We start from the raw sequence: 24,946 nt of genomic DNA, 5'->3' as shown, positions 1-24,946 counted from the left end.
ATGGCGGTCCTGCAACTTGGGGTGACTCGCAGTTGACGGTCATAAGATGCCTGCGTATGATCGCGATGCTATTTCTTCACGTTCCTGTACACGTCTTCCCTGGTATGAAAGCCGTCCGCGATGATCGTTTCATCAATATTAAGCTTGTCGACCGCGATTGGGGATAGGAGTACGGAAGGCACTTCAATTTTCCCATTGTTCACCTTACTTTCCGCGATAACCTTCTCTCCCTTCGCCATCCTGATCGCAAGCGCGGCTGCCGTTTCAGCCAACGCCCGAATCGGCTTATACACCGTCATCGTCTGAGTACCTTCGACGATTCGCTGTACGCCCGCAAGCTCCGCGTCCTGCCCGGCGACCGGAATTTTGCCGGCAAGCCCTTGCGCCGCAAGCGCTTGAATAACGCTCCCCGCCGTCGCGTCATTCGCCGCAATGACAGCGTCAATCCGATTGTCATTGGCCTTAAGGGCCGCTTCCATGTTCACTAGCGCGTTAGCGGGTTTCCAGTCTTTAGACCATTGGTCGTATACGACCGTAATATCTCCACTATCGATCAAAGGCTGGAGAACATTAAATACCCCTTTTTTAAATAAATGAGCATTGTTATCCGTATCGGCCCCCCCGATATACACGTACTTGCCTTTGGGGACCAGCTTCGTAATGGCTTGCGCCTGCAGCTCCCCCACCTTTTCGTTGTCGAAGGAAACGTACATGTCGATTTCCGCGTTCTTAATTAGGCGATCGTACGCGAGTACCTTAATCCCCACCGAATGAGCTTTCTTGACGATTGCCGCAGTCGACTCGGCGTTATGGGGAACGACGACAAGGATATCGACGCCTTGTCCGATCAAAGTTTCGGCTTGCGAATTCTGCTTCGCCTCATCGCCGTTGGCAGCCATAATTTCCACTTCCGCGCCCAACGCTTCGACCGCTTCTTTGAACAGGTCCCTATCCTTCAACCAACGCTCCTCCTGAAACGTATCCATGGAGAAGCCGATTTTGACCTTGTCTCCGGGAGACGCAAGACCGCCGACTGATTCCGCCGCCGCATCCGACATGGATGGTGTAGCTGACGCTTGGATATCGCTCTGGGCTTCATTCCCTAGGCAGCCCGATAGGACAATTAGGCAGATCAGCCCCCAAACGCAAACCTTAAACCTAGCCTGCATAAATCCCCGCTTCATCAACTTCCCCTCCTTTTCACATTGAGTCGAATTTACCGTCCGTTTTTTTGCCAAGAAGAGTCTTCCGATATTCCGTCGGCGAGACGTCGCACATTTTTTTGAACACCTTGCTGAAATAATTCGGATCGTGGTAGCCGATCTCGAACGTAATTTCCTTGAGGCTTTTATCCGGATCGCTCATCAGCTTCTTGGCCTTCTCGATCCGGCATTCGGTTAAGAAATCGATATAATTGACTCCAAGCTGCTCCTTGAACATTTTGCTTATGTAGAACGGGCTTAAACCGACCCTCTTGCCGATCGCGTCCAGCGTAATATCCTTATGGGAATGCTCGACGATATATTGCTTAATCTGCTGAATCGTATCCGGTTCCAGCCGTTCATAATGTTTTACGTACGATTGCCTCATTAGGTCGAGCAGGAGACCCGATTCGGCGCGCAACTGCCGATAATCCTGCGACTGAAAAGAATATAAGGGCATATCCGTCTCGACCCCCATTTCAATCAACACCCTGGAAGCGACCCAGAGCAGCTCCAGCACGCGCTGCTGCGCTTGCAGCAGATCGGCTCCTTCATTCTCGTACCGTCGAATGGAATCCATAATGTTAGCACGCACTTGCTCCCATTGCCCAAGCCGGATTTGATCGAAAAACTGTTTTTCCCGTTGCTTGGCCAGATGGCCTTCGCGTGCAACACCAAGCACAGGCGTATCGCAGTAAAAACGGTATTTCACGGGCAGCGTCGGATCCATAGAAGCGATTAGCGCCTCCTGATAAGACTGCCTGATCTGATCCAGCGCCCCGCAAGCGTTCCCGATCCCGACGAACCAGCCCGTACCGACTTCGGACTTCGCCACGGAAAGAATTTCGTTAGCCAAGGCTACGGCTTGGGAACGGAAAGTACGATCCGGCTCACGGAATACGATAATCGGAATTTGGCGGCCATACAAGGCGCCGACCCAACCGCTCCCCGTCTGCCTTACCTTATCTTTAACCGCGGTGTAGAAGCTTTCCGAGCCGTTCGGCAGCAAGACGATCAGAGCGAACTTCTCGTTCGTCTTCCGGATGCCCAGCAGCCCGACCAGTTCATCCAAATGAACTTCATGCACGTGATCGAACAACAATTGCGTAACGACATCCGTCTCGACGAGCGGCAATACTTTTTGCAGCGCATCCTGCTGAAGCCTGTTCCTCTCTATCCATTTACGCTCTTCCTCTATTTGATTCAGAACTTTGCCGACCGTCGCCACGATTTCGCTAGCTTTGCTCGGCTTAAGCAAATAGTCCTTGACGCCAAGCTTGATCGCCTTTCGTGCGTATTCGAACGTATCGTATGCCGTTACCATAACGAATTTGATGCCAGGATTGTCCGCGCTGATTCGTTCTAACGCCTCGATTCCGCTTATCCCAGGCATCTTGATATCCATTAGGATCAAATCCGGCTGGAACTCAGCAGCCATCTGTATAGCGATTCTCCCGTTTTTCGCCTGTTCGATGGCAAGCTCCGCAAAGTTTTTCTGCAATATCGCATGCAGCCCTTCCCGCTCGATCTGCTCATCATCTACGATCAGGAGCTTAATCATACTATTCGTTTCCCCTTGTTTTCGGTATTTTCAACATAACCTTGGTACCGCGCTCGGAGCCTGAACCGCTCTCTATCCCAATGACATCTTCATATCCATAGAAAAGGCGAAGCCGCCTGACGACGTTACTGAATCCGATTCCGGTAGAATGTCCTTCCGTTTCGATAAGATGCTCCTCCAGAATTTGCTTAATCTTGAGCTCCGTCATCCCCGGTCCGTCGTCTTCAATCTCAATCGTTACTCGTTCATCTCCATTGATTATGCGGAACCAAATCGTACCGCCATTCTCCTCGGGCTCGACCGCGTGGATAACCGCATTCTCGATGATCGGCTGCAATGTAAGGCCGGGAATTTGAATATGCAGGCAAGATTCGTCGATTTCGGTATGGAATTGCAGACGTTCGGTAAATCTAGCCTTCTGAATTTCAATGTATTGCCTCAGTACCTTCACTTCATCGTATAGCGTAACGGACCTGTCCAACCGCTTTAAGTTGTACCTGAGCAGTCCCGCGACGCTTGCAAGCAAATCGCTCGTTTCTTCGGAACCTTCCAAGTACGCCTTCTTGGAAAGCGTGTTAAGCGTGTTAAACAAAAAGTGCGGATTGATCTGACTCTGCAAGCTGCGTAGCTGGCTTTCCTGCAATAGAAGCTTATTCTGCTGCAGTTCGTTCTCGAGCTGCGCCTTTTGTTGGATTTCCGAGATCAAGTTGTTAATATTGATGCGCATACGATCGAACATCTTCGCGAGGAAGGAAATTTCGTCGTTGGACTCTACCTCGATCTGCAGATCGAATCGTCCCCGCGACAGCTCCTTAGCCGCTTGCGTCAGCTTCAGCACCGGTCTCGTAATGCTTAACGAGAACCAGTACGTAAATAATAAGAGCAGGAGCATAATGAGCAGGAGCAACCAGATTCCTAGCTTCTTCAATTCGGCGGATTGCTCGATAATGCTGCGATAGAAGCGATCGTACGTCTTCAGTTCCGTGTCGAGAAGGGTGAGCGTCATGTCCGAGATGTATTTGGATATACGCGTCGCTTCCGAGAAAGCTTTAGCGGAATCCTCCGTTTCCTTCTCCGACTGAAACATCAGCGATCTATCCGTCGTCTCGACGAGGCTGTCGATCAAGTTCATGTAATTGGTCAATGCGAAATCGTTTTCCGCGTTCCTTAGCCCGATGACCTCCAGCCTCGCTTTACGGATATTCTCCTTGCTCTCATTCAGTTGCGCAAGATTGGCAGCGTTCGGCGCTAGCAAATAGTTGTTCAGATCCGTAATCGTCTGCTGGCTCGCGCTCGTCACTTCGTTCATCCGTAAATACCGTTGCAAAATATCGTTGTATTGATTTTGGGTCTTCTGGTTGTAGTAGGTCAGTGCCCCCCAAATTGCCATCATGATAAACAAGACGACTGCGGCCAGCGTCCATATTTTCTTCTGGATGCTGTTCATCGCGAGTTCGCCGCCTTCAACATCCGAATATCGGTGAGATATCCGTCCGTATTGAGAGGGACCATCTCGCCGGTTAACCATTTAATCATAAGATCCACGCTAATCTTGCCCATCATCTCGGGGGATTGCTCGATCATCCCGTCAAGCTTTCCTTGCATGAGCAAGGAGAACGTATCCGGGCTATCGTCGAATGAATAGATATAATAAGGCTCGACCTGAGAGCGTCTGCCGATCTCTTGAATCATCGCCTCAGCGATATTCGCGTTAACGGCTATAAATGCATCTAAATCGGGCAAACGATTCATAAGGTCTTGTGTCGTAGCGATGACCTGCTGCCTCGTGTCGGCCGTTTCCGCATATTCCGTCAGAACATTCGGATAATTTTTCAGCACGTCGTAAATGCCTTTTAATCTTTGCTCTTGATAATACTCCTGACGGCTGTCGCCCATAAGGATGACTTTACCCGAATGTCCCATGTCGGATAGCAGCTGCTTGGCGATCAATTGGCCTGCCATATACTGATCCGATCCTACGTAAGTTCTTCTAAGGCTTTCACCCATCGGCACATCATTCGCCACGGTAATGATAGGGATACCGTAGAAGGCGGCTTTCAATTTCGTTAAGTTTTTGAACTCCTCGGTATCCAGACCTTGCACAATAATCCCGTCTACTTTGGAGTCGATGGCGATCTCGATTTTTTTCAAGAAATCCTCTTGGTTTTTGTTGTAGCTTCCCCACACTTCAATGCTCGTCCCGTTCTTCTGGGCTTCTTCGATCGCGCCTCCGCCGACCTTCACCCAGAACGGCGTCTCCAGCTCTTGCGTAATCAGAACAAGGCGAAACTGCGCTTGCTTATGGGCTGAGGTCCGCGGCAATTGCCAGTCGGAACGAAACACTTTATACGCCGATACGAACGTAAAATAAAACAAGATGACGCATGCGAGACCGAGTATGAGAATAACAGTTTTTCGCAAGAGAATGAGCTCCGTTTCCCTAATAGGCTATATGCGTTTTATCATCATTCAACCCTAATCCTAAACGCAATTCCGCGATTGTTGAAACCGTTCGGCAAGAACGCGAATCATTCGGACTTTCCAACCCTAGGATGAATTGCTAACTTAGTAGCTTTCGACAATTTTATTCCATATCCTCTTTACGTTAGTTAAACACGATAACCAGTGTCTGCATCTGAGGGTTAACTCATGAAATGAAAACAAGGGTTACCTCAGGCCGTTGATCAACCGCCTTCGGGTAACCCTTGATTAATTACGTCCTATTTCGTTAATTTCACCCCATCACAAATCCCCTTTTATGGTTCATATTTATTTAGAATGACTTGCCCATTCTTTTCAATTGCAATCAATGCATCCTCTATTGTGCTCGTTCCTTGGATGACTTTAAAGATTTCGTCGTTACCAAAAGCGTTAAATTCTTTGTAGAATGCGTCCGGTAAACCATCAGAGTTGTAAAACCTACCGTTCGGCTTTAATTTATAGAATGCCTCAATATTGTAACCATACATTTCTTTCATGTTCTCGAATCTTGTTAATAGTACGGATGAAGATTTCGATTTTAATTTCGCCCACTCTTCTCCATTGATAAACTTGATGAGTTCCCAAGCTGCTTCAATATTTTGCGATTTTGCGTTAATGGCGAAGAGTTGGCTCAAATGAAATGCGGTTGTTTCGGCCGGGTTTAAGGGATCTACAGGCGTCGTAACGACTCCCCAATTCATAGGTGTACTATTCTTCAATGCTTGCTGTGCTTTCTCGATGTCGCTCACAAAAGCAATAGAGTCAATCGTCATTGCGGCCTTGCCCTTGACAAACAAATTGGACCCGATAGCGATGTCCGATTCTTCGCTAAACTTATATCTGCTTTTTATTTCCTGATTGGTATCAAGAAAGAGACTCTTATTACGATATCCTTCAATGACTTGTTCGAAAACGGACTTCCAGAATGGCGTATTCAATGTAATTTTTTTATCCTTCGCGTTATAGAAATTTATTCCGCTAAGGTAACCGACTCTTTTGATAACAAAATTAAATAGGCTTGAGTTTTTGCCCTTATAAAAACCGTATGCAGACTCGTTACCATTAAACCTTTGACTTAGAAGCAGCACGTCTTTCCAAGTCATATTGTCGACCGGATAATCAACTCCGGCTTGATCGAAAATATCTTTATTGTAAAAGAGCGCCGTATTCTCGAAAGTCGGAGCCAAACCGTAAATATCTCCGTCACCGAGTTCCTTAATTAAATCAATGACGGAAGGCAGCATCGTACTGAGATCATACTTTTCTTCCTTAATTAGAAAGGATAAATTCACTAATTCGTTTTTTCGCGACAGCTCTATTAAATCGATATCCCTTAGAAGTACAACATCGGGTTGATTCGTTAGGATGTATTGACTAATCGAATCAACGCCATTGTTTTGGGAATTAGAATAATAGGTAATGGGCAATACCTCGACATCAATATTCGGGTACCTTGAGGCGAATAATTCACCGTAATCGCGATTAAACATGTTTTGATCATAATAAACAACTTTCAAAGTTACGTTTTCCACTACCTTTTTTTCATTTGTCTGGCATGCGCTTAGTAGCAAAATCATGATTATCGTTAGGATGAATAGTCGTAATCTCATGGTTTTTATCCTTTCATTAAGAGGTTAGCTCAAAGAATAGTTAAAATATTTACTAAAATTATATCTTATTACCATCTTTAATTAAAGAAAATTCCCCCAATTTCGACAAGCGAAAAAACCCCTCCAGCAGGAGGAGCCTCATCTCAGTCTAGTTCCGGTTTTAGCCTTTATTAATGTGTCGTTGAACTCTTGGGCGGCCTCTTTCCCTTTCTCACCGGATGCACTGTTGAACAATCGGGTCAGACTTGGATCGCTCTTCCCGCTTTTAATGACCCCATTAATCGACATCTTCATTTCGGACGAATTGACTCCTCGCCCGGACGTATACTGGTTCAGGACATAGCGATAGAAATCGTTTGATTTATCCTTCTCCAATAGGCTAAGGAAGGTTACCGCCAGCTCTTTTTCTTTTGCTTCATCTGTAAACAGACCTGATAGCACGTTATCGACAAATTTCTCCTGCGTCACCGACAAATTATACGTTCTATCCCCAAACGTCACCAAAGGGGTTCCGGTAGAGGCGTTCCACTGCTCTAGATGCACATGCACATTCACTTTCCCGAATGTGGTGGTAAAGTCTAGCTTAGGCGTATAACTTATTCTCTACCTTTTGGGGAGCTTGCTTCCTACCTCTTTGGATGCCCGCTGCCGTAACTTTTGAGACGCTCGTTTGGACTTCGCTAACTTTTCTAAAGAATCTTTTAATGAATTCTTTTTCATCAAAGGGAGGCATTCGTACCAATCAAAAGCCAAACCGACCCAATACTCATCTTGTTGTTCGAGTCCGAATTTGACTATCTCTCTAAAAGGAAATACTGAATCCGGGTCGATAGGAATATCCGAACAATTGAAAAACTCCGTCAACTGACTCCGAATTTCACTCACGGTTTGTTCAAGTAAAATCATCACGTACATATACGAGTGAGATTCTGTCAGTTCGCATAGTCCGGAAGCGACTTTTACAACCCAGTATCCGTTTTCTGAAATGCCCATACTTCTATAAGCTTCTCCATAAGGGAGAACTGGAACCCATTTTACTAGCTCTTCTGAATCCATTAGTCGGGTTGTATTTTTCATTTCAGCGGGTAATGCAAAGTAGATGCTTTTAAGATCATTTTTCATTATGGATTCACCCATTTTTGATGTTGGACGTCAATACCTTAACTTTTCATTACATCTTGAAATTGCTGTCTTAACTCCGGTGTCCAACTTTTCCCGAAATGCCCACTGTTTTCAGTTGTCAAAAACTTACCATTCGGCCCTCTGGTAAATGTTCCTCCTAGCTTTGTTTTCCCTCCATCAGCGCCTATTGTTTGCGCTAACTTTTGATGAGTGGAGCCTTTGGAATAATCCACTTGTTGGACTGCCGGCCACAAAAGTAATAGTTTTGGCGTCAAAAACAAACTCTACTCCGCCAGCTTTGAGATTATAATTCTTCAAAACTCCTACAGATTTTGTAGATGGGTTTACACCAATTACACCAGGGACAGGATCAGAACCCTTCGATGTCGGAATATCACCCGCACCCTGAGTTGTCTTAAATCTGGGCATACAAAGGGTGGCAATCGGAATTCCGATTACCACCCTTTGTATCAGCTTGGTTGACACTCCATCAGAGGACTAGCCGCCAGATACTCGGTCTTGTTCTTCATCATGCTGCAGATGATGACAAGCCTTCTCATGACGCAAATGAGCATTTATTTACTCGGGTTTTTAAAGACAACTAAAGATTACCTTAGCTTATCAGCATTAAAACTATATCGTTCAGGATTTAGGATAAAATCTCCTGCGGGTACCATATCATTGCTATCAAACTCAAACGACACTTTACCATTTTCACTAAGAAGGCGCAGATTGCAAAATCCATAGGGCCATAAAATAACGGACTCCCACAAATATTCATCTGTATCTTTTGTTTTATTAATTGGCCACTCCCTCCTAAATACCAATTCTGAACCATCACAGTTTTGGACTACTTTTATTAAATTATCTTCTCTTACATTATCATAAGCATACACTTCAATATTACCGCCAATTAGTCTGTCGATTTTTACAACTCCCGTTCCAGATACATACATGTCTTCTACACTGGGTAGAGAACTGTCAAACTTTTCTTCGTGCTTCCACCTCGGATCTAATAGCAGCGTAGCTCCCCAAACATTGAATTCTAGACTGCTTGGAAGTTTATGCTGGCAATAAAAATCTATAATTTTAGCCTCTGTAAAATCAATTCTGTCAAAATTGTTTTTTGTCAAATCAATTACATACTTCACATTTCACACCTCCACAATTCAGTTCTTCTTTAAAATAATTTCCATTATCATACTTCTAATGGGTTCACCTGTTGTCGTCAAAGATGTTCCGGCATTTGCTGCTTGACCTTTTGAAACCAAAGTATATCCCGCTGCCTTTAATTCCTCATCGCTCATTTTATAGACTGTATTAAAAGTTTTATTAGATAAACCACCTGTAATTTCTAAAGTGCCACCCCTCTGTAAAACTCTTGAGACTTCTGGATTCAAAACATCGTATCTATAAGGATTTTCCATAATAACTCTACTTTGACTCCCGGTAGCTACATTACTTAAATTTGTAGCATCTCCTAGATGAACACCACTCGCCCCTGGTTTTGCATCAATATTGTAAGCTCCTTGAATAGGCTTTGATCCAGCTCCAATATTAAGAGTTCCATTTTTTGCAGCAGGTGTATTTAGGAAAACCTGCGCCTTAGGCGCAAACTTCACAACTCCTTTGGAAATGCTAAAACCTGCTGATCTAAACATCATGGCCCATCCAACTTCCGCCAACGCCATATCCTGGGAATATCCTCCATACAGTAATGCTTCCTTGGAGAAATAGGCGTTTAGAACGTCTACCATATCACCGCTTTGAGCTTGATTTAACGTCTTGACGTAGTTCTGGTAATCCTGCTCGGTAGCTTCTTGAAATGCCTGATGATAGTACTTCTTCAAACCCCTCTCGAAAGCCTTTATCGATATCTTACCATTTTTCATGATCTCATTACTTGCTTTGTTCGATACAAAATGTCTATCGCTACTCTGCATGTCTTTACCTAGATAACTGCCGCTGTACTTCTCTTGCAGGTACTTGCTAAACGTACTATTATCTTGTCCCAGCAGCAACGTGATCAACGCAGCTTGCGGCCTGCTGACTGTCCCCTCTGATCCGGCCACGATATTTTTAATTAGCGTTTCATTCTTCTTCGTCAATCCTTTGCCGCTGACTAAATCAATGCTATCTAACTTGTGGGTTGTCAAGTCTAAGACAGCTACCCGCTCCTTCTCTTTCACAACTAGCGGAATTTGCGGCATGTTGAAATTAGCTGCAAGGCTCGACTTCTGCTGTGATTCGGGAGCGTAGTAGGTTTTCGTCACACTTGCGTAACCGATTAGCTTGTTATCCCCTACTGCAGTTTCCACTTTAGATTGAACAGTTACTTTCCCACCTGTCACAGAGCTTTGGGATTTCGTATTGTTCTGTGACATCAGACTATCAAATTGCTTGTTGTCGATGATAATCTGGCCGTTCTTGACGGTGTATCCCTTTTTCGCCTGATCGGTTGAGCTTTTCGTGTTAAACTCCACCGATACGCCCGGAGAGAGGGTAACCGTCGCTATGCCTGATTTTTGATTCCATACAACGGTCGATCCTGTCAAAGCGGCAAGATCACGGATTGCCATCGCAGCATACCCCGTCGGATCCACATACATGATCGGATCGTTATGCGCATACGTGTACCGGTTCAACGACAACGGATCATTGATTCTCCCCTCATACGTATCCTCCGATATAAACCGCCCGATATAAGGATCATAATACCGCGCGCGAAGATAATATAGTCCCACTTCGGCGTCGAAGAATTCTCCCGCATAGCGAATGGAAGCAGCGTACTTCTCGATCGTCAAGGTCGGGTTGCCGAAAATGTCATAGTCGTACTGGTTTTCGACCTCTCCGGTTTCGTTTACCGTCTGTACAACGTCGCCGTGACCGTTGAACAAATAGTAGGACAGCTTACTGGAAGCGTCGATCCGGGCAATGTAGTTGACCCCGTTCACGTAACGAACTGCACGATCTCCCGAAGCATCCGTCTCCAAGATGACATACTGGCGGTCATAAATATAGTTCGTGGTCTTCTCCGCATAGTCTTCCTCGGAGCTACGGACGACCTTTTGCGTACGCAGATCGTTACCGTCATAGACGAAAGTGACCGTCGAACGGTTTCCGCCTTTGATCTTCTCCGTCTTCACCAAGCGATTAAACCCGTCAAAGGTGTTGCTGACGTTTTCGATCAAGGCGCTGATATCGCCCGTAACGTCATCGCCGAACAGACTAGCGTCGGTCGCTTGCCGCATGCCGTTGTTATACGGCAGAACAAAGTTGACTTTCGTCCGCAGCCCGTTGCCGTTATTGTCGTACAGGTAGTCGGTTGTCTTCTTCAGCACTTCCTTGTTGCGCTCATCGTACATCGTCTCAACGAGCTTCAACAATTCATTCGCGTTGGAATAGACATACTGACTCTTCATGAGTCTGTAGGGCAGTGCCTGTTTCGTATTCCGATCAACATATCCGCTCAACTGATCGGACACATAGGTTTCGTTCAGCGCCTGACGGTTGCCTGCGCCGTCATAGGTGTACATCGTCGTCTTACCTGGCGCTTTTACTTCCAGTATACGACCTGCCGCATCGTAGAGGTAATTCGTCGTTCCCAGACCGTCGGCCTTCGAGAGTTGCTTTCCGACGTTGTCGTAGGTGTAGCTGTATTGGGAAATGACGCTGCCACCCGGCGCTTGGTTGATTAAGGTTAATAGCTGGTTGTTCTTGTCGTACGTATAGCTTTCCGTCACGCCGCCTGCATAGGAGATCGAGGTACGGTTGCCGTTCGGATCGTAGGCGTAGGCAACGGTTTTTCCGTCAAATACGACGGTGCTCATCCGGTTCGATTTATCGTAGGTGTAGGTTGTGACGAACCCGCTTTGATCCGTGACGGTCGAGACGTTGCCAACAACATCGTAGGTGTAAGTCAATTGGACCGACTCGTTCTTGACCACTTCCAACAATTTATCGTTGCTATCGTAAGAATAGCTGCTGGTCCCGCTAGCATCCGTCATCGAAGCGCGGTTGCCTTTCTCATCATACGTATAGCTGATCCGATCGCCTGTCTCGTCGACGTTCTTGGTCAACAGCAGATCCCTGTTATCATAAGTGTAACGCGTATGGTTGCCGTTGCGATCGATCATGACAGCGAGGTTCGAGCCGAGATCGTAGCTGTACTGGATCGTTTTTTGGTCCGCATTGGTGACCTGTGTCAGCAAACCAAATGCGCCGTAGGCATATTGAGTTGTTTTGCCGCGGCCATCTGTCATATAAAGCTTGTTGCCGACATTGTCGTAACCGTATCTGGTCGCGATACCAAGCGGATCGGTCACTTGAACAAGATAGCCGGCCGCATCGTACACAAATACCGTTTTATTGCCGAGCGCATCGGTTTCTTCCGTTTTCTCCCCCGACGCATTATAGCGATATGCAGCTTTAAACAAAGCCGGATTGTTCTTCGCTGCAAGCTCCGGATCGACGGTTTGGATCAGCCGATTCGCCAGATCGTACGTATACAGCCATCCATACCTGGCCGAATTGTTGGAAGAAGACAGGTAGCCTTTGGCATCGATCTTCTTGATCACATTGCCATTCGCGTCATACGCATTCTCTTCGATGATCGTACCGTACGCGTCGGTCGTGCTGACCAGCCGGTTCAATTGGTCATACGCGAAGCTCATCGTATCGCCTTTGGCGTTCGTCACCGCGATCCGGTTGCCGGCGGAATCATACTGAGTCGTCACCGATTGGTTCAGTGAATCGGTAACGGTGATCGAACGGTTCATGCTGTCATACGCATAAGTTGTGACAAATCCCCGCTCGTTACGAATGGCGGTTTTATTGCCGACCTTGTCATAGGTATATTGCGTATACACGTCTTTGCCGTCCTGTTTGCGGATGATTTTGTCCACCCGTCCTAAGGCATCATACGTGTACGTGACGGTATACATACCGCGATTGTCCGTATCATCCGCTGCGAACGCGTAAGCACGCGGATCGATTTGCTTGATTTTGTTGCCGAGAATATCGTACTCATATTCTTTAATCAGACGAATTCGTCCCGGATATGCAGGATCTCGCAAACCGGAAATACCGATCAAGCTTGCGGCTTCCGCAATACTCTGCTCATCCACCAAGCGAATATCGGCTATCGTCCTATCCTGATTATCGTACGAAAACTCCTCCACGTCGTACAAGTCGTTATCCCGCAGGGTTTCCTTCTTAACAACGTTGCCGTTCTTGTCATAAGTGTATTTCGTATAGGCGCCGCCGTTGTCGGATACGGTTAATGCAAGGTTGTTGTCGGTATACGTATAACGGGTTTCACGGACAAAAGACTTATCCCTGGAGCTTGTCATCGCTTGCTTGATCACGTTGCCAACCTTGTCGTAGACGGTCGTTTCTACAGCGTACATTACGTTACCGCTGGCATCGAATTCAAGCGGCGTCCGCTTTTCGACGAGCCGGTTATTCGCATCATATTTGAACAACTTAACGCTGCCGCGCTTGTCCTTTTGGGAAATCGGATTTCCCGCCAGATCGGTTTTGAATTCCAGCGTATTTCCATAAGGATCGGTAACCGTTCTTTGTTTGCCTAAACCGTTGTAAGAATAAGTTGTCGTATGGCCGCGTTGATCCGTATCCACGGTTTTACGGCCGAGCTTGTCATAGCCGAAAGAACTGGCTCCACCATCGGCATAGGTGACGGACTTCAACGTGCCGTCCGGATTGTAATTGTAGACGGTCGTGTTACCGTTGGCGTCGATCTGGCTAATCAGATGTCCCTTTACATCGTAGGCATATAAGGTGATGTTGCCTAATGCATCGGTTTCCTTGACGAGCTGGCCCAATCCGTCATATTCGTAGACGCTTCCCTGTGATGCATCCATATTTCCTGTGTAGCGCAAACCGTCTACCGTTTTTTGCACCCGGCCGTTGGCATCGTAGCGAATGTACGAGAGCCCGTCTCCATCGGGCGAAACCGTAGAGATTAGACGGTTCATGGCATTATAGGTGTAAGAAATTCCGGTCATCGTCATCGCCTGATCGGCTGTATCCTTGGCCGGATCATACTGGTTCGGTGAGATTTGCTTGATCAAATTGCCCATAGCATCATACAGGTAACGGGTTGTCGCGTCAGATCCGTCCGCTGCAGGAGCGATTTGCCGAATCAGACGGTTCAGCCCATCGTATTCGTAGCGTGTAGTAACGCCTTTTGCATCCAATTGTCCAACCAGATTACCATTGTCGTCATAGCTGTATTCCGTTGCCGCCAGCAGCGGATCGGTCTGTTTCGTCAGCTTTCCATCCGCATCGTAAATAAACGTGGTTTTGTTGTCGTGCGGGTCCGTTTTGCTCTTGATCAGACTGTTTTTATAGTACATATACGTTGTCGTTGACAGTACCCGATCCGCAAATTCGTTGTCGAACCTGGCTCCCGCCAAGTATTGCATTTCCAGTCCGGAAGTCTGGACCAGTGTCGATTCGCTGATGAGTCGGGATTGCACGTCATAAGCGTATCGCTTGACGTCCGAATAGCTGTCGGATACCTTTTGCTTTTCCGTGATCTGGTTCCCGGCACGATCGTATTCGTAATTCTTTTCCCTTCCGAATGGACCGGAAACGCGAACCAGACGACCCGCCTTGTCATAGACCTGCTGAACCTTATCTCCGGAGGATATGGCCGTTTCGCCGCTGCCACCCAGCGGTTTGCGGGCTTCATAGGTTTCCTGCTCGATCAGGCGGTTCGCCTCATCGTACACGCTTTGAGTCAGCTTGCTGATAGCGTGTGCGCCGTCCGTGCGGATAAATTCCCGCTTGGCCGTTGCGTTTCCAGAAGGATCATAGGTGTACAGGGTGCGATTCCCCGCCTGGTCGATGCTTTCCGTCAGCTCTCCCTTCGATGAATATTTTAAAGATTTGGAGGTGCCATCTGGATACTTTATGCGGTAAGGCTGTCCAAAAACGTTACTGTAAGCCGTCGTCGTGTTACCTGCCCGGTCCGTCTTGACTGCGCGGATTTTGCCCGTGAGATCGTAGTCGTAAAGGTCCTTCTTGCCGTCCGGATACACGGTTTCTTTCAGCATTCCGTTCAAATAATAGATGTTCGTTGTTCGATTTCCCAGCGCGTCCGTTTGCGAGAGCACGTTGCCGACAGCATCATACGTATACGCAGACGTCACCGTACGGGAACCATTTTTACGATTTTTTTCCTCTGTTTGTGCGGATATATAAGAGGTTGTTTTATCAAGAACGTTGTACACGTATTTTTTGCCTAAAGATCGGGCCGGATCGCTCTCGTTGTATCCTTCTCCGTCCGCTTCCAGAGTCAGGTTGCCTCTGCCGTCATATTCTCTGTAATCCGTTACCGTGCGTGCGTTGCCATCGTAGACAGAGGTCTTCACCACACGGTTCAATGCGTCATAGACATATTCGATTCCGGGTGCTTGATCCGTTGATTGAGACATGTATCGCGAATCTACTTTTTTAATCAGATTTCCGTTCTCGTCATACACGAATTGGGTCAGGCCGCCGAGCGGATCGACCATGCTCGTTTGTCTTCCCAGACCGTCGTATGCAATGGATACCGTAACCGGCTGCCCCTGAATCGTCATCGTTGCCGAGACTTGATTCCCTCGTTTGTCATACTTATAAGTGGAGTATTTGAAGTGACTGTTATCGGTAAAAGGCTCTTTCTTCTCGATAACGTGATTCAGATAATCATAAGTGTAGGCGGTCACGTCATACCCGTTGCCGTTATCTACATGCTGTTCTATAAGGTTGCCGACATCATCGTAATTATTTTTTTTGTTGTAGCTCCCTTGAACGTCCTCGCCGCCGCTGCCGCCCGCTGCCTTCAGGGCCCCGCTTTCTTGCTTGACGCGATCGGCATAGTCGTAGTCGTACGTATAGACAAGGAACTCCTTTTCTCCTGCATCCGCATAGCGGATTTCCTGCGTCTTATTCCCGTTCGAGTCATAGCTATAACGTATATGCGACTTACGGCTGGCGTCGATCTTGTGATATTCATCGGATATACGATTCATCTTGTCATACATGTAGGAAATGTCGGAAGCGACATTATCTTGTCCGCGCAAGGTTTGCCCCTGCTTGATATTAATGGCATTGCCTGCGGCATCGTAGATGTATTTGGTATAGATATAATCGGCTGAACCATTTTCGTGCACTCTCTGTTCGGATTTCCGACCTGCTGCATCGTATAGTACCCGGGTAACTTTGCCCCCTGGCTCCGTTTGCTGCGAAATTTGATCCAGAGCATTGTAGACATACCCGGTTTCATTCCCGAGCGCATCGACCTTCTTTATCCGCCTGCTCTGATAATCATATTCATGGCGTGTCACTCCGCCTCTGGCGTCGGTTTCAGATAACAGATCCCCTACATAATTATAGGAATAGGCAGTAGCGAAGAAATGATTGTTGTCCGGTGTCTTCTCCAGTCTTACCAGTCGGTTCAGAATGTCGTAATAGTATTTTTTCACATACCCGTCCTGATCCGTGATGGTGACGAGAAAAGGATTGGCGCTGTCGTTTAATATTGTGTACTTAACGACAATCGAGCCTTTATCGACCGTGTCTTTTTCCTTGTATGTCTTACGAACGAGTGAATACGCACTGTCATACGCGTATAGGATGCTGTTTCCATTCGCATCCGTTTCTTTGGTTTTGTTGCCTTTGGCATCATATTCATAAGTGGTTAACGGACGTATCTGACCGTTGGCCTGCAAGCTGGCTTGCAGCAGATTCCCCAGAATATCGTAGGTGTAAATGAATTGGTTTCCATTCGGATCAGTCTGTTGAATCTTCATATTGATATAAGGATTCTCTTGGTATACGTACTTTTTGAGCGATCCGTTCGGCAGACTGGTTTGAACCACCCTGCTAAGTGCGTCATACTCGTAAACGGTTTGGTTGCCGTTCGGATCTATTTCTTCAGTCAAGTTGCCCGCATTAAAATCATAGGCATAGGTATTAGCAAATGAGGTTCCCTCGACTACGGCGTATTTTTTCGACAAGTATGCTCCTTTTGTGTCCTTGCCGTTCGCATCCATGCCGTATTCGTAATTCGTTACAAAAGACTGGCCGCCCGCATTCTGTTTTTTCTGAGTCATGTTGCCGTAGTTGTCATATTGATAATCGATCGTGGTCCAGTTTGCAGCGTCTCCGGCGTTCACCCTGGTTTCCTTGATTACATTGCCTTTACTGTCGACATCGTAAAGAATCTGCGAAGTGGTGCTCTTGTCTTTATTCCAGGTCTTCGATGTGAGGACGTGAAACTTGTCGTAGGCATACGTATATACCACGGTATGCTTGCTGTCGAGCGGATAGCCGGCCGCATCCCGCACAGCTTCGGGGCCCGTATAGTTGGTCATATTCCCGTATTCGTCATAGCGGTAATTTTCGATTTTTTTCACAGACACGCCTTGTGCTACGCCGTTCACAACCTGTAACGACACCGTTGCTTTCTTTTTGACCAGCTTCAATTCATCGCGTTCGGTGGTAATGGTTTCGTTATGGTCATTGCCTTTGTTTTCCGTCGTAATCAATTGATGCAATCCATCGTACGTATAGGTTGTCGTCGCTCCGTTCAAATCTTTGGTTTGCGTAGAATAGCGATAGGTGTCCCTCAAATAAGCAATGTTATATTCATTGTATCCCGAGGTGCCGAAGCCGTCTGGCTCGTTCGTATAGCTATAGCCGGTTTTGTTATTGATTTCGGTAACGAAACGGTCTAAGAAGCTGCTTTTTGATGCGTCGTAGCTCTTTTTAACCCGCTCTTCGGCTTCGAAAATTTTGCGGTATTGCATGCTGCCCGAGTTCAGCCGCTTCGTGTACGTATTGTAAACATAGCGCTTAATACGGTTCGTTTTGACATAATCGATCTGTACCAAATTCTCGTAGCGGTTGTACACGGCGTAATTCTTACCGTTCATATAGGTAAAGCCAAGCTCGGGCTGCTCGTACCAATAGTGATATTTCACACTGTTGTCTACATCGATGACCCTTTGCAGCCTTGTGCGCATGACATGCTTGGACGAGCTGACCAGCACCGCGGATTTGTCGTATACGATTTGTTTGTTTTCGGGCAGATGGACGATGACCTGAAACTTGCCCTGCAGATCGCCGGAATCGGTGTTATTCGGATTTTGAGACGCTTTATAGCTGTCGCTTGCGCTGTAAGGATTATTCTCGATCAGGCCGACGGTAAGCGAAGGATCCTCTTTGTACTCAATTGTCGTCACTCTGCCGATCGTATCGGTGATTTGGGAAATCAATCTCTTATTGACCGTTTGCCCGTCGAGCGTATAAGACAGAGTCGTATATTCGAACTTGATCGTGTTTCCGTATCGGTCAACAATGCCCAGAATTCGACCGTCCGCTGCGAAATAGGTCTTTTTCCCCTCCTTTTCCGTCATGACGAACTTGGAAGTGCCGTCGTTCTGTCCGTTGCTGAAAGCTGTTGAGGTTCTCACCACGACATCCTTGATGGTTTGTCCTTCCGGCAGTAATACAGATGCTCCGGCCAGCGTGTCGGCTTTCAGACGATAGACGTCGCCGCTCTGTGTATGCAGAAAGTCGGTGCTCGTGCCATCGGAATTTTGTTTAACCTCAATCATGGGAAAGGAAAATCGCATGCCAATGCCGAGATTATAGCGATCTTCATTGAAGGAAGAGGTCTTAATATCGGAAGAAACATAGTCCACCCATGCGCCATTAAGATATTTGACCTTCATCTCCTGTACATTGGAGGTATCATTTTTGTAGATTCTCTTAATTTCCAGATCCAGTCCGTTACGTCCGGGCAGCACATAGTCGCTCTGCGTTAAAGTTAACTCGCCGTTCTGAGGGCTGATATACTCTTCGGACTTGTTGTTTTTCAAATATACAGGCGACAGCATCGTGTTGTACTGCTGTTTGGGCCCAATTAAGTTATTCAATTGATCTTCCAGCGTTTCGGCATGGGCAGCCCTCCAGGGGACAACAACCAGAAACAGAAAGCCGAAAAACATAATTTTATAATACGGTTTCAGCTAGTCGTCCCCCTTTCATTCATACTTTTCCGAGTAAGCTTGCGCCAAAATCGCTTCTTCGGAGCGGCCTGCTTTGATTTGCTCGATAACCGAGTCTGTGCTCTTCCCCACTTTGTCAGCGATGACAAAGGCTTGAGCCACCTGATCTTCCGTCAGTTTTCCGGAAGCGGTATATTTATCTAACTGCTCAGCGGTAATTTGCACACGGGGGAGCTTCTCCGCACTATAGAGAATGCCGAGATCGGCATTCGCTGCTTTCCAACTGATAGACTTAAGCCTATTGCTTAGAACCTCCTCGAAAGGCTTGCCGGTAGCAAAGGAGACTCTATCGGCAATCATGATATCGTCCGAGGTTAAATTAGGGGTTTGCATCAATTGTTCCAGATAAGACGAATCGTAAGCTCTAGGAGCAAACACGGGATGGGCTTCGGCGTATTCGGAAAAAATGACGCTCCACGTTTTTCCGGCTTCCTTATTTACCACCATGGGCTCAAGATCGCTTAACTGACCGTAGCTCTGATATAAGAAGGCATAGGCGATCAGGACATTCGGCAGCTTGTGATTGGCCGCTGCCAATCTCTCAATCTCTTGCTTGAATTTGTCGTGAACGCTCAACTCGATCAATAGATTCTTGTAATGGGTCACATTTTTTTGGTAGTTGCCAGGGTCGGACTGCTTAATTTTGTCTAAAACCTGCTTTGAGATCACAATGGAGTCTGCGTTGATTACATCTAGCGCAGTCGAATCAAGGGGTGATTGCGTTGCGTTCGAATTTTGACCGGAAGTCGAGCTAACCATGGCATACGCGGCCAAGCCAGCCGGAAGTGTCATGGCGGTTATGAAGAGTATCAGCAACAATTTCGGAATTTTTCTCATAGGATAAGCCTCCTACTGCCTATTGGGGTCGATCGACTGAATTTCTTTCATTACAGCGTCGGTTGGATTTTCGGGCTTTACATTTATCGCATTCGGGTTCGGCACATCCGGTAGCGGATTATTCATTTGCGATTCGACAGGAAAAGCTGCTGCATCATGACTTGTCGTGAAATCATCCTGGCTCAATGCATTTCCCTGTTGAATGGCTTCCAGCATTCGATTCTCGATTTTATCGATTGAGATGACTGAATCCGGGTTGATGCCAATACTCTTATCTGCTTTATCCTGTAAATATTTTTCCTTATCCTTGAAAAATCCCTCAAAATCCAATCCGATTTGCAGCGCAAAAAGGTACTCATTCATAACACTATCGATGCTTCCGAAATCCTTCTTTAATACGGTCATGGCATATACAGCCGTTTTCAAGTCGAATTGATCGCTAATCTGGATATATGCGGTCAAATCCTTGCTGTCTTGATTTTCATCCTTCAAGTCCGCTATTGGTTGCTTTGGACGATTGTCAACGGAACGAACGATTTCCTGCAGTTGGAAAACAATTCTTTCCGCAAGCAGCTTGGCATCCGTTATTTCGGCTTGAGTATAGCCTGCATCCGTTAACTTCTGAATGAAATCCTCATCTAAGCCGCTATCGGCAAGAAGCTGGCTTCTCTCGGCTTTTGCGGTTCCGTTCAAGTCGTCGTCCCGTTTGGAGAGCAAGGCGATAATATCGTTCCACGATTTCCCGGTGCTTCGCCATTGCAAAATATCCTCTTTGCTTACCCCGGAAAGGTTCGATAATTCCACCGCAATGCGATTCTCATCGTCAGCGTTTTCTGCGGATGCGGTGATATTCGCCCCGCTTTTCGTATTGAAGCCAATTCCCGTCAACAGTTGCAGCGCTATAACTGAACCGAGACAAATGGCTATCCACTTGTATATTCTTTTATTTCCGGTTTTCATAGGTTCACCTCGAAGCTTTATTCCACTCTAAATTGCATGAAAGATTGTCCGTCGATCTTGGATTTGAATAGGATCGAAGTGATTTCTCCGGACCAGACCGTTCCCGGCGCAACGCTTTGGTGTACCCGGAATTCGATGATCCCCGGCACATTCGTCACCGACAATGGAGAGCCGGGAATCGTACCGGCACTCAGAACATTCTTCTCTGGCGTGAAGCTATATAAGTCGATGACTTCCAGTTCATCCGGATTGTACGTCACGATAAACTTTCGCTCGCTGAAATCCTTTACGTCAAACGCCAGCAAGGAAAAATGAAAGGGTTGCCCCTTTACGACCTGAACCCGATAGTCGGGACTGGTGGTGCTTGTAATAAGAGCGGGACTCCATGCAGTTACTCCGCTCATGTTCTTCGCTCTCACCCGATAGGTGTGTGTCGTTCCCGGCGAAAGACCCTCATCCAAATAGATCGTATTGTGGCCTCCGTCTACCATTTTTCCATCGATTTCGATATCGTATCCGGTTGCGCCCTCGACCCGTCCCCATCTCAACTCGATGCTGTTGTTCGTAGAGACCCCCTCCAATTGGCCTGGAGCATCCGGCGGATTCGGCAACGTGGATAAGGAAAGAACGGCCACCCAGACCCCCGGGGTCCCGCTCTGCTTCAGCCTGATTTTATAGGTGTGATATTCATTCGGCGGAAGCCCGGTTTGCTGATATAATGTGCTGCTTCCGTTGTCCACAATGACGCCGTCCACCTCGATCTCGTACTCCGCGTCAGGGGCAACCGTATCCCAGGATAAGGTAATGGAAGAGTTGGTCACCACCGCTGCGATATTCGTAAGAAAATCGTTCGCATCGCTCTTGCTCGGAAGCGTCTTCATCGCAACAGGACTGCTCCACTCGCTCTTACCGCTGATATTGACTGCGCGAATCCGATACTTGTGCCTGCTATCGGGTGATAACCCAGTATGATTAAACTGCGCACTTGTTGAATGCATGATCGTTGTACCGTTGACTTCGATATCGTAGCTTTCCGCATGCGGCACCTCATACCAGATCAAAGAGATCGCCGTTCCCTCCGCCGTCATCATAATATTCGTCGGAATATCCGGCTTCTCCGGATGCGTAGTCGCATACAGCGGCAGGCTCCACGAACTTGTCCCCCCCGCATTCACGGCTCTAACTCGATACGTATGCCTGCTTAGCGGATCCAAACCATCATGTGTGTATGTCGTGCGGGTCCCGTTATCGAGAATCGCCCCGTCCGACTCAATTTCGTAACGGTCGGCACCCTTAACCGGATCCCAACTCACCTTAATCTGATGAATGGTCGGCTGGGCGGCAAGCTGTTCGGGTGCGGTCGGAGGATTCGGCAGGACGATTTGCGTAACGGCACCGCTCCACTCGCTGGCACCCCCGGCATTCTTCGCTCTGACCCGGTAAGTATGTTTGGTTAAAGGCTGCAATCCCTTATCCACAAAGGATAAATGGTTGCCATTATCGATCACCTTTCCATCCGCTTCAATATCGTACCCATCCGCGCCGGTAGAAGCATCCCAGGTGACCGTAACATCCGTTTGCGTCGATGTCGTTTGTATATTAACCGGTATCGGCGGTGGATTAGGCAAAGTATATGCTGTCACCAGTGGGCTCCAGCTCCCCGTTCCACCTGCATTGATGACCCGCACTCGATACTTATGAGGAGTATTGGGAGCAAGATTGTTGTGCACATAAGTCGCGGAAGCGCCGTTAGGGATCAATATCCCATCCGCCTCGACGTCGTAGCCGATCGCTCCGCTGATCGCAGGCCAGGAAAGCCTGATAGAGCTTTGCTTGGCTGTTGGTGTAACCGTGGCAGGAGGAGTGGCAAGTGTCGTTCCTGTTAGGGCTGCACTTGATTCTGTCTCGACTCCCGCTTCGTTCCTCGCTTTTACTGTCAAAGCGTATGAAGTATTTGCTGTAAGTCCGGTTACGGTTATCTTTTTATTGACCGGAGCAAACCAGACCGGAGCGGCGGTTAAAGCCCCAGTCCCGTTAACGTAACGGCCGCCCGCCTGAATGACGTATTGGGTCCCAGCCGGATTGCTGTCGTTAACGGATAGGTCCAGGCCGTTTTCCATAGAACGGGTTACGGATAACGTAGGACTCTGGCTGGCTGTATAGATCTGGTGTTCACGTGAAGAAACAAGGCCGACTTTGTCCCTCGCCTCGAATTTCACCTGATATACCGTATTAGGCATCAAGTTTGCAGCTGTGTAAGACGTTTGGCTTGTCCAACCGCTTGTCGCTGCTCCGACAGTATAGCGATACGAGGCCGCTTCTAGACCTGAACCGCCATCGCTCGCGGAACCGGAAACCGAAACGGAACTACTGGTAGACGTAACGTTTAATGAGCCTAGTAAAGGCGCCGTTTTATCCACGTATACATCGACCGACTTTTGACCCGTCTGTTGCCCGTTGCTGGCGGTAAATCTGAACGTATGCTTCCCTTCCGCCAACGTACCGATATTCATGGCGCTAAAGCTGACCGTTTGCGCCGTTTGCGGATTGGAGACCGATTTCGTTTCTCGCGGCGACGCTTCATTATCCAGATAATAAGCAGCAGTCAATGGAGATGCATCCGGCCCCGACACCTTGATGATCGGAATAAACGAATTGGCGTTTGGTCCAAAAAACTGATTTCCGACGGGTGCGACAACTTCTGTGATTTTTGGTATCAGTGTATAGGTTATCGTTAATGTCAGAGAGGTAAAATACCGCAGCGTTTCGATGTCCGTAAGTCTCGGAAACAGCTTAATCCCGTAATTGGGGTTCCCTGCGAGCACGTATCTTACATAGGTTTCCATCCCCGTAATAATTGTAGGCGGTATGTAATTGTTAACAGCTCCAGCAGTGTTAACAACGTTAATTAATTGGCCCTGACCAGGTACTTGGGAAGGATCGCTAGGCGACCAAGGTGATGTATTCACATAGCTTTCTATAGTTAATGCTTTTTCATCACGATGTGATTTTCCACGGTTCAACGTTAAGTAGGCGCTCTGGACAATCCCTTCAATAGAAGACAAATCGAAATTAATAAAACCGATAGCACCGTATGTATACGCTTTTCCGCCAATGTATAATCCGGAGGAGGGAGCAGAGTAAGTTAGACCGCCTGAACCGTACGGATAGGCGTATTGAGTAGCAAGCTGCGTTACGGATGTTGCCACAGTGGGATCCACTTCTATAGGATAAACTAACCCTGAGTCATCCACAGTAAGTTCGATGTACTGTTTATTTCCTTGCTTTCTCAAAACCTGCTCTACAGACCTGAACGTTCCGTCAGCATCGATCAGCCAGGCCGGCAAAACAAATAGTTGATCGGTGGCCCATTCCGAATTAAACTCACCCTCTACTTCAAATGAAAAGGTTAATGGCGCACTTTTATCCTTCAGGATAAAAGTTTCCTTTACCCCCCCGCCAGTCACTCTTAACGTCACATCCGTCGATTCCCACACATTCACGTATGTCAATGTCTGTTGATCCGTCAAGTTTGCCATTGTCTTGTTTGCTCCGACCGGCTTGAACCAAAGTCGGTCCTGTCCCTTCTGAATACGATAGCCTTGCTGAAAATTTTTAGACAAGGAAACATTGAACGGAACCTGAAGAGCTTTGTATGAGGTATTGTCGTGGTCAACCGTCTTCTGACGATTTCGTTCGTTGTTCTTCATAATCGTTTGTTTGACTTCGCCGACGACTTCACGCGACAATGGCACATTCAGGTCCTGAATGTCCGCTTCGTCGATTAATGCGGGAATGATATCCTGCCAATTTCCATTCTGGTCTAGATAATGCTGCGGCTCCAATGTAGTTACCATCTGCTTCGAGCCGTTCTCCAGCAGATAGTGCTTCGTATTGGCCGTGCGCTCCTCCAGCAGTTCCTTCCTACCCGTATTATCATCAAGCCTAGTTGCTTCGGAGACTGTTGGTGCTTGCATATCTATGAGTTGTTCGGATGCATAGCTTGATTTAAGAGATAACGAGAGAATGAGAAATAAGGATATAAACAATGCTGGCAGCGTCTTTTGATACGACAAGCAAAATCCCCCTCCT

General features: G+C 47.3%; 14 protein-coding genes. All 14 read right to left on the bottom strand.

Annotation, left to right across the window (positions count from 1 at the left end; all coding sequences use genetic code 11):
- Window positions 1-68: 68 nt before the first annotated feature.
- The 14 genes from xylF to ACFO1S_RS17425 all read right to left on the bottom strand — a co-directional run bounded on the left by xylF (window position 69) and on the right by ACFO1S_RS17425 (window position 24,930).
- Window positions 69-1,184, bottom strand: a complete 1,116-nt coding sequence (gene xylF, locus ACFO1S_RS17490; protein WP_378127234.1) for a D-xylose ABC transporter substrate-binding protein — start codon at window positions 1,182-1,184, stop codon at window positions 69-71.
- A gap of 16 nt (window positions 1,185-1,200) precedes the next feature.
- On the bottom strand, window positions 1,201-2,763 hold the full coding sequence (locus tag ACFO1S_RS17485; protein ID WP_204603875.1) for a response regulator: 1,563 nt from the start codon (window positions 2,761-2,763) through the stop codon (window positions 1,201-1,203).
- Window position 2,764: 1 nt separating this feature from the next.
- Window positions 2,765-4,210: a sensor histidine kinase gene (locus tag ACFO1S_RS17480; protein WP_204603874.1), complete on the bottom strand. Its 1,446-nt coding sequence runs from the start codon at window positions 4,208-4,210 to the stop codon at window positions 2,765-2,767.
- Complete coding sequence (locus ACFO1S_RS17475) at window positions 4,207-5,184, bottom strand: sugar ABC transporter substrate-binding protein (RefSeq protein ID WP_204603873.1); 978 nt, start codon at window positions 5,182-5,184, stop codon at window positions 4,207-4,209. Before ACFO1S_RS17475 ends, ACFO1S_RS17480 begins: the two co-directional genes overlap by 4 nt.
- Before the next feature lie 335 nt (window positions 5,185-5,519).
- Complete coding sequence (locus ACFO1S_RS17470; RefSeq protein ID WP_378127231.1) at window positions 5,520-6,854, bottom strand: ABC transporter substrate-binding protein; 1,335 nt, start codon at window positions 6,852-6,854, stop codon at window positions 5,520-5,522.
- A 138-nt stretch (window positions 6,855-6,992) separates the two neighbouring features.
- Window positions 6,993-7,328, bottom strand: coding sequence for a hypothetical protein (locus ACFO1S_RS17465; RefSeq protein ID WP_204603871.1), 336 nt, complete (start codon window positions 7,326-7,328; stop codon window positions 6,993-6,995).
- A 129-nt stretch (window positions 7,329-7,457) separates the two neighbouring features.
- Window positions 7,458-7,976: a hypothetical protein gene (locus ACFO1S_RS17460; RefSeq protein WP_204603870.1), complete on the bottom strand. Its 519-nt coding sequence runs from the start codon at window positions 7,974-7,976 to the stop codon at window positions 7,458-7,460.
- 38 nt (window positions 7,977-8,014) lie between these two features.
- Window positions 8,015-8,209, bottom strand: a complete 195-nt coding sequence (locus ACFO1S_RS17455; RefSeq protein WP_204603869.1) for a polymorphic toxin type 43 domain-containing protein — start codon at window positions 8,207-8,209, stop codon at window positions 8,015-8,017.
- Window positions 8,154-8,405 carry a polymorphic toxin type 43 domain-containing protein gene (locus ACFO1S_RS17450; RefSeq protein WP_204603868.1) on the bottom strand — a complete coding sequence of 84 codons (252 nt, stop codon included), beginning with the start codon at window positions 8,403-8,405 and terminating at the stop codon, window positions 8,154-8,156. The genes ACFO1S_RS17455 and ACFO1S_RS17450 overlap by 56 nt, the downstream gene beginning before the upstream one ends.
- A 179-nt stretch (window positions 8,406-8,584) precedes the next feature.
- The gene (locus ACFO1S_RS17445; RefSeq protein ID WP_204603867.1) at window positions 8,585-9,127 is read right to left on the bottom strand and encodes a hypothetical protein; all 543 of its coding nucleotides are present in this window, start codon (window positions 9,125-9,127) and stop codon (window positions 8,585-8,587) included.
- Between the two features lie 18 nt (window positions 9,128-9,145).
- Window positions 9,146-18,925, bottom strand: a complete 9,780-nt coding sequence (locus ACFO1S_RS17440) for an RHS repeat-associated core domain-containing protein (RefSeq protein WP_378127228.1) — start codon at window positions 18,923-18,925, stop codon at window positions 9,146-9,148.
- A 108-nt stretch (window positions 18,926-19,033) separates the two neighbouring features.
- Entirely contained in the window at window positions 19,034-19,894 is an 861-nt protein-coding gene (locus ACFO1S_RS17435) for a hypothetical protein (RefSeq protein ID WP_204603865.1), read from the bottom strand.
- Between the two features lie 12 nt (window positions 19,895-19,906).
- Window positions 19,907-20,854, bottom strand: a complete 948-nt coding sequence (locus ACFO1S_RS17430; protein WP_204603864.1) for a hypothetical protein — start codon at window positions 20,852-20,854, stop codon at window positions 19,907-19,909.
- A gap of 17 nt (window positions 20,855-20,871) precedes the next feature.
- Complete coding sequence (locus tag ACFO1S_RS17425) at window positions 20,872-24,930, bottom strand: fibronectin type III domain-containing protein (RefSeq protein ID WP_204603863.1); 4,059 nt, start codon at window positions 24,928-24,930, stop codon at window positions 20,872-20,874.
- Window positions 24,931-24,946: the final 16 nt, after the last annotated feature.

Origin of the sequence: Cohnella boryungensis (assembly GCF_042651945.1) — a bacterium.
Lineage (GTDB): Bacteria > Bacillota > Bacilli > Paenibacillales > Paenibacillaceae > Cohnella > Cohnella boryungensis.
The sequence above is the reverse complement of the archived record's forward strand: the minus strand, read 5'-3'. Positions and strand labels throughout refer to the sequence as shown.

Excerpts from the sequence above, each read along its gene's own strand:
- xylF (WP_378127234.1), bottom strand. The coding sequence starts at position 1,184 with ATGAAGCGGGGATTTATGCAGGCTAGGTTTAAGGTTTGCGTTTGGGGG.
- ACFO1S_RS17485 (WP_204603875.1), bottom strand. The coding sequence starts at position 2,763 with ATGATTAAGCTCCTGATCGTAGATGATGAGCAGATCGAGCGGGAAGGG.
- ACFO1S_RS17480 (WP_204603874.1), bottom strand. The coding sequence starts at position 4,210 with ATGAACAGCATCCAGAAGAAAATATGGACGCTGGCCGCAGTCGTCTTG.
- ACFO1S_RS17470 (WP_378127231.1), bottom strand. The coding sequence starts at position 6,854 with ATGAGATTACGACTATTCATCCTAACGATAATCATGATTTTGCTACTA.
- ACFO1S_RS17460 (WP_204603870.1), bottom strand. The coding sequence starts at position 7,976 with ATGAAAAATGATCTTAAAAGCATCTACTTTGCATTACCCGCTGAAATG.
- ACFO1S_RS17450 (WP_204603868.1), bottom strand. The coding sequence starts at position 8,405 with ATGCCCAGATTTAAGACAACTCAGGGTGCGGGTGATATTCCGACATCG.
- ACFO1S_RS17435 (WP_204603865.1), bottom strand. The coding sequence starts at position 19,894 with ATGAGAAAAATTCCGAAATTGTTGCTGATACTCTTCATAACCGCCATG.
- ACFO1S_RS17430 (WP_204603864.1), bottom strand. The coding sequence starts at position 20,854 with ATGAAAACCGGAAATAAAAGAATATACAAGTGGATAGCCATTTGTCTC.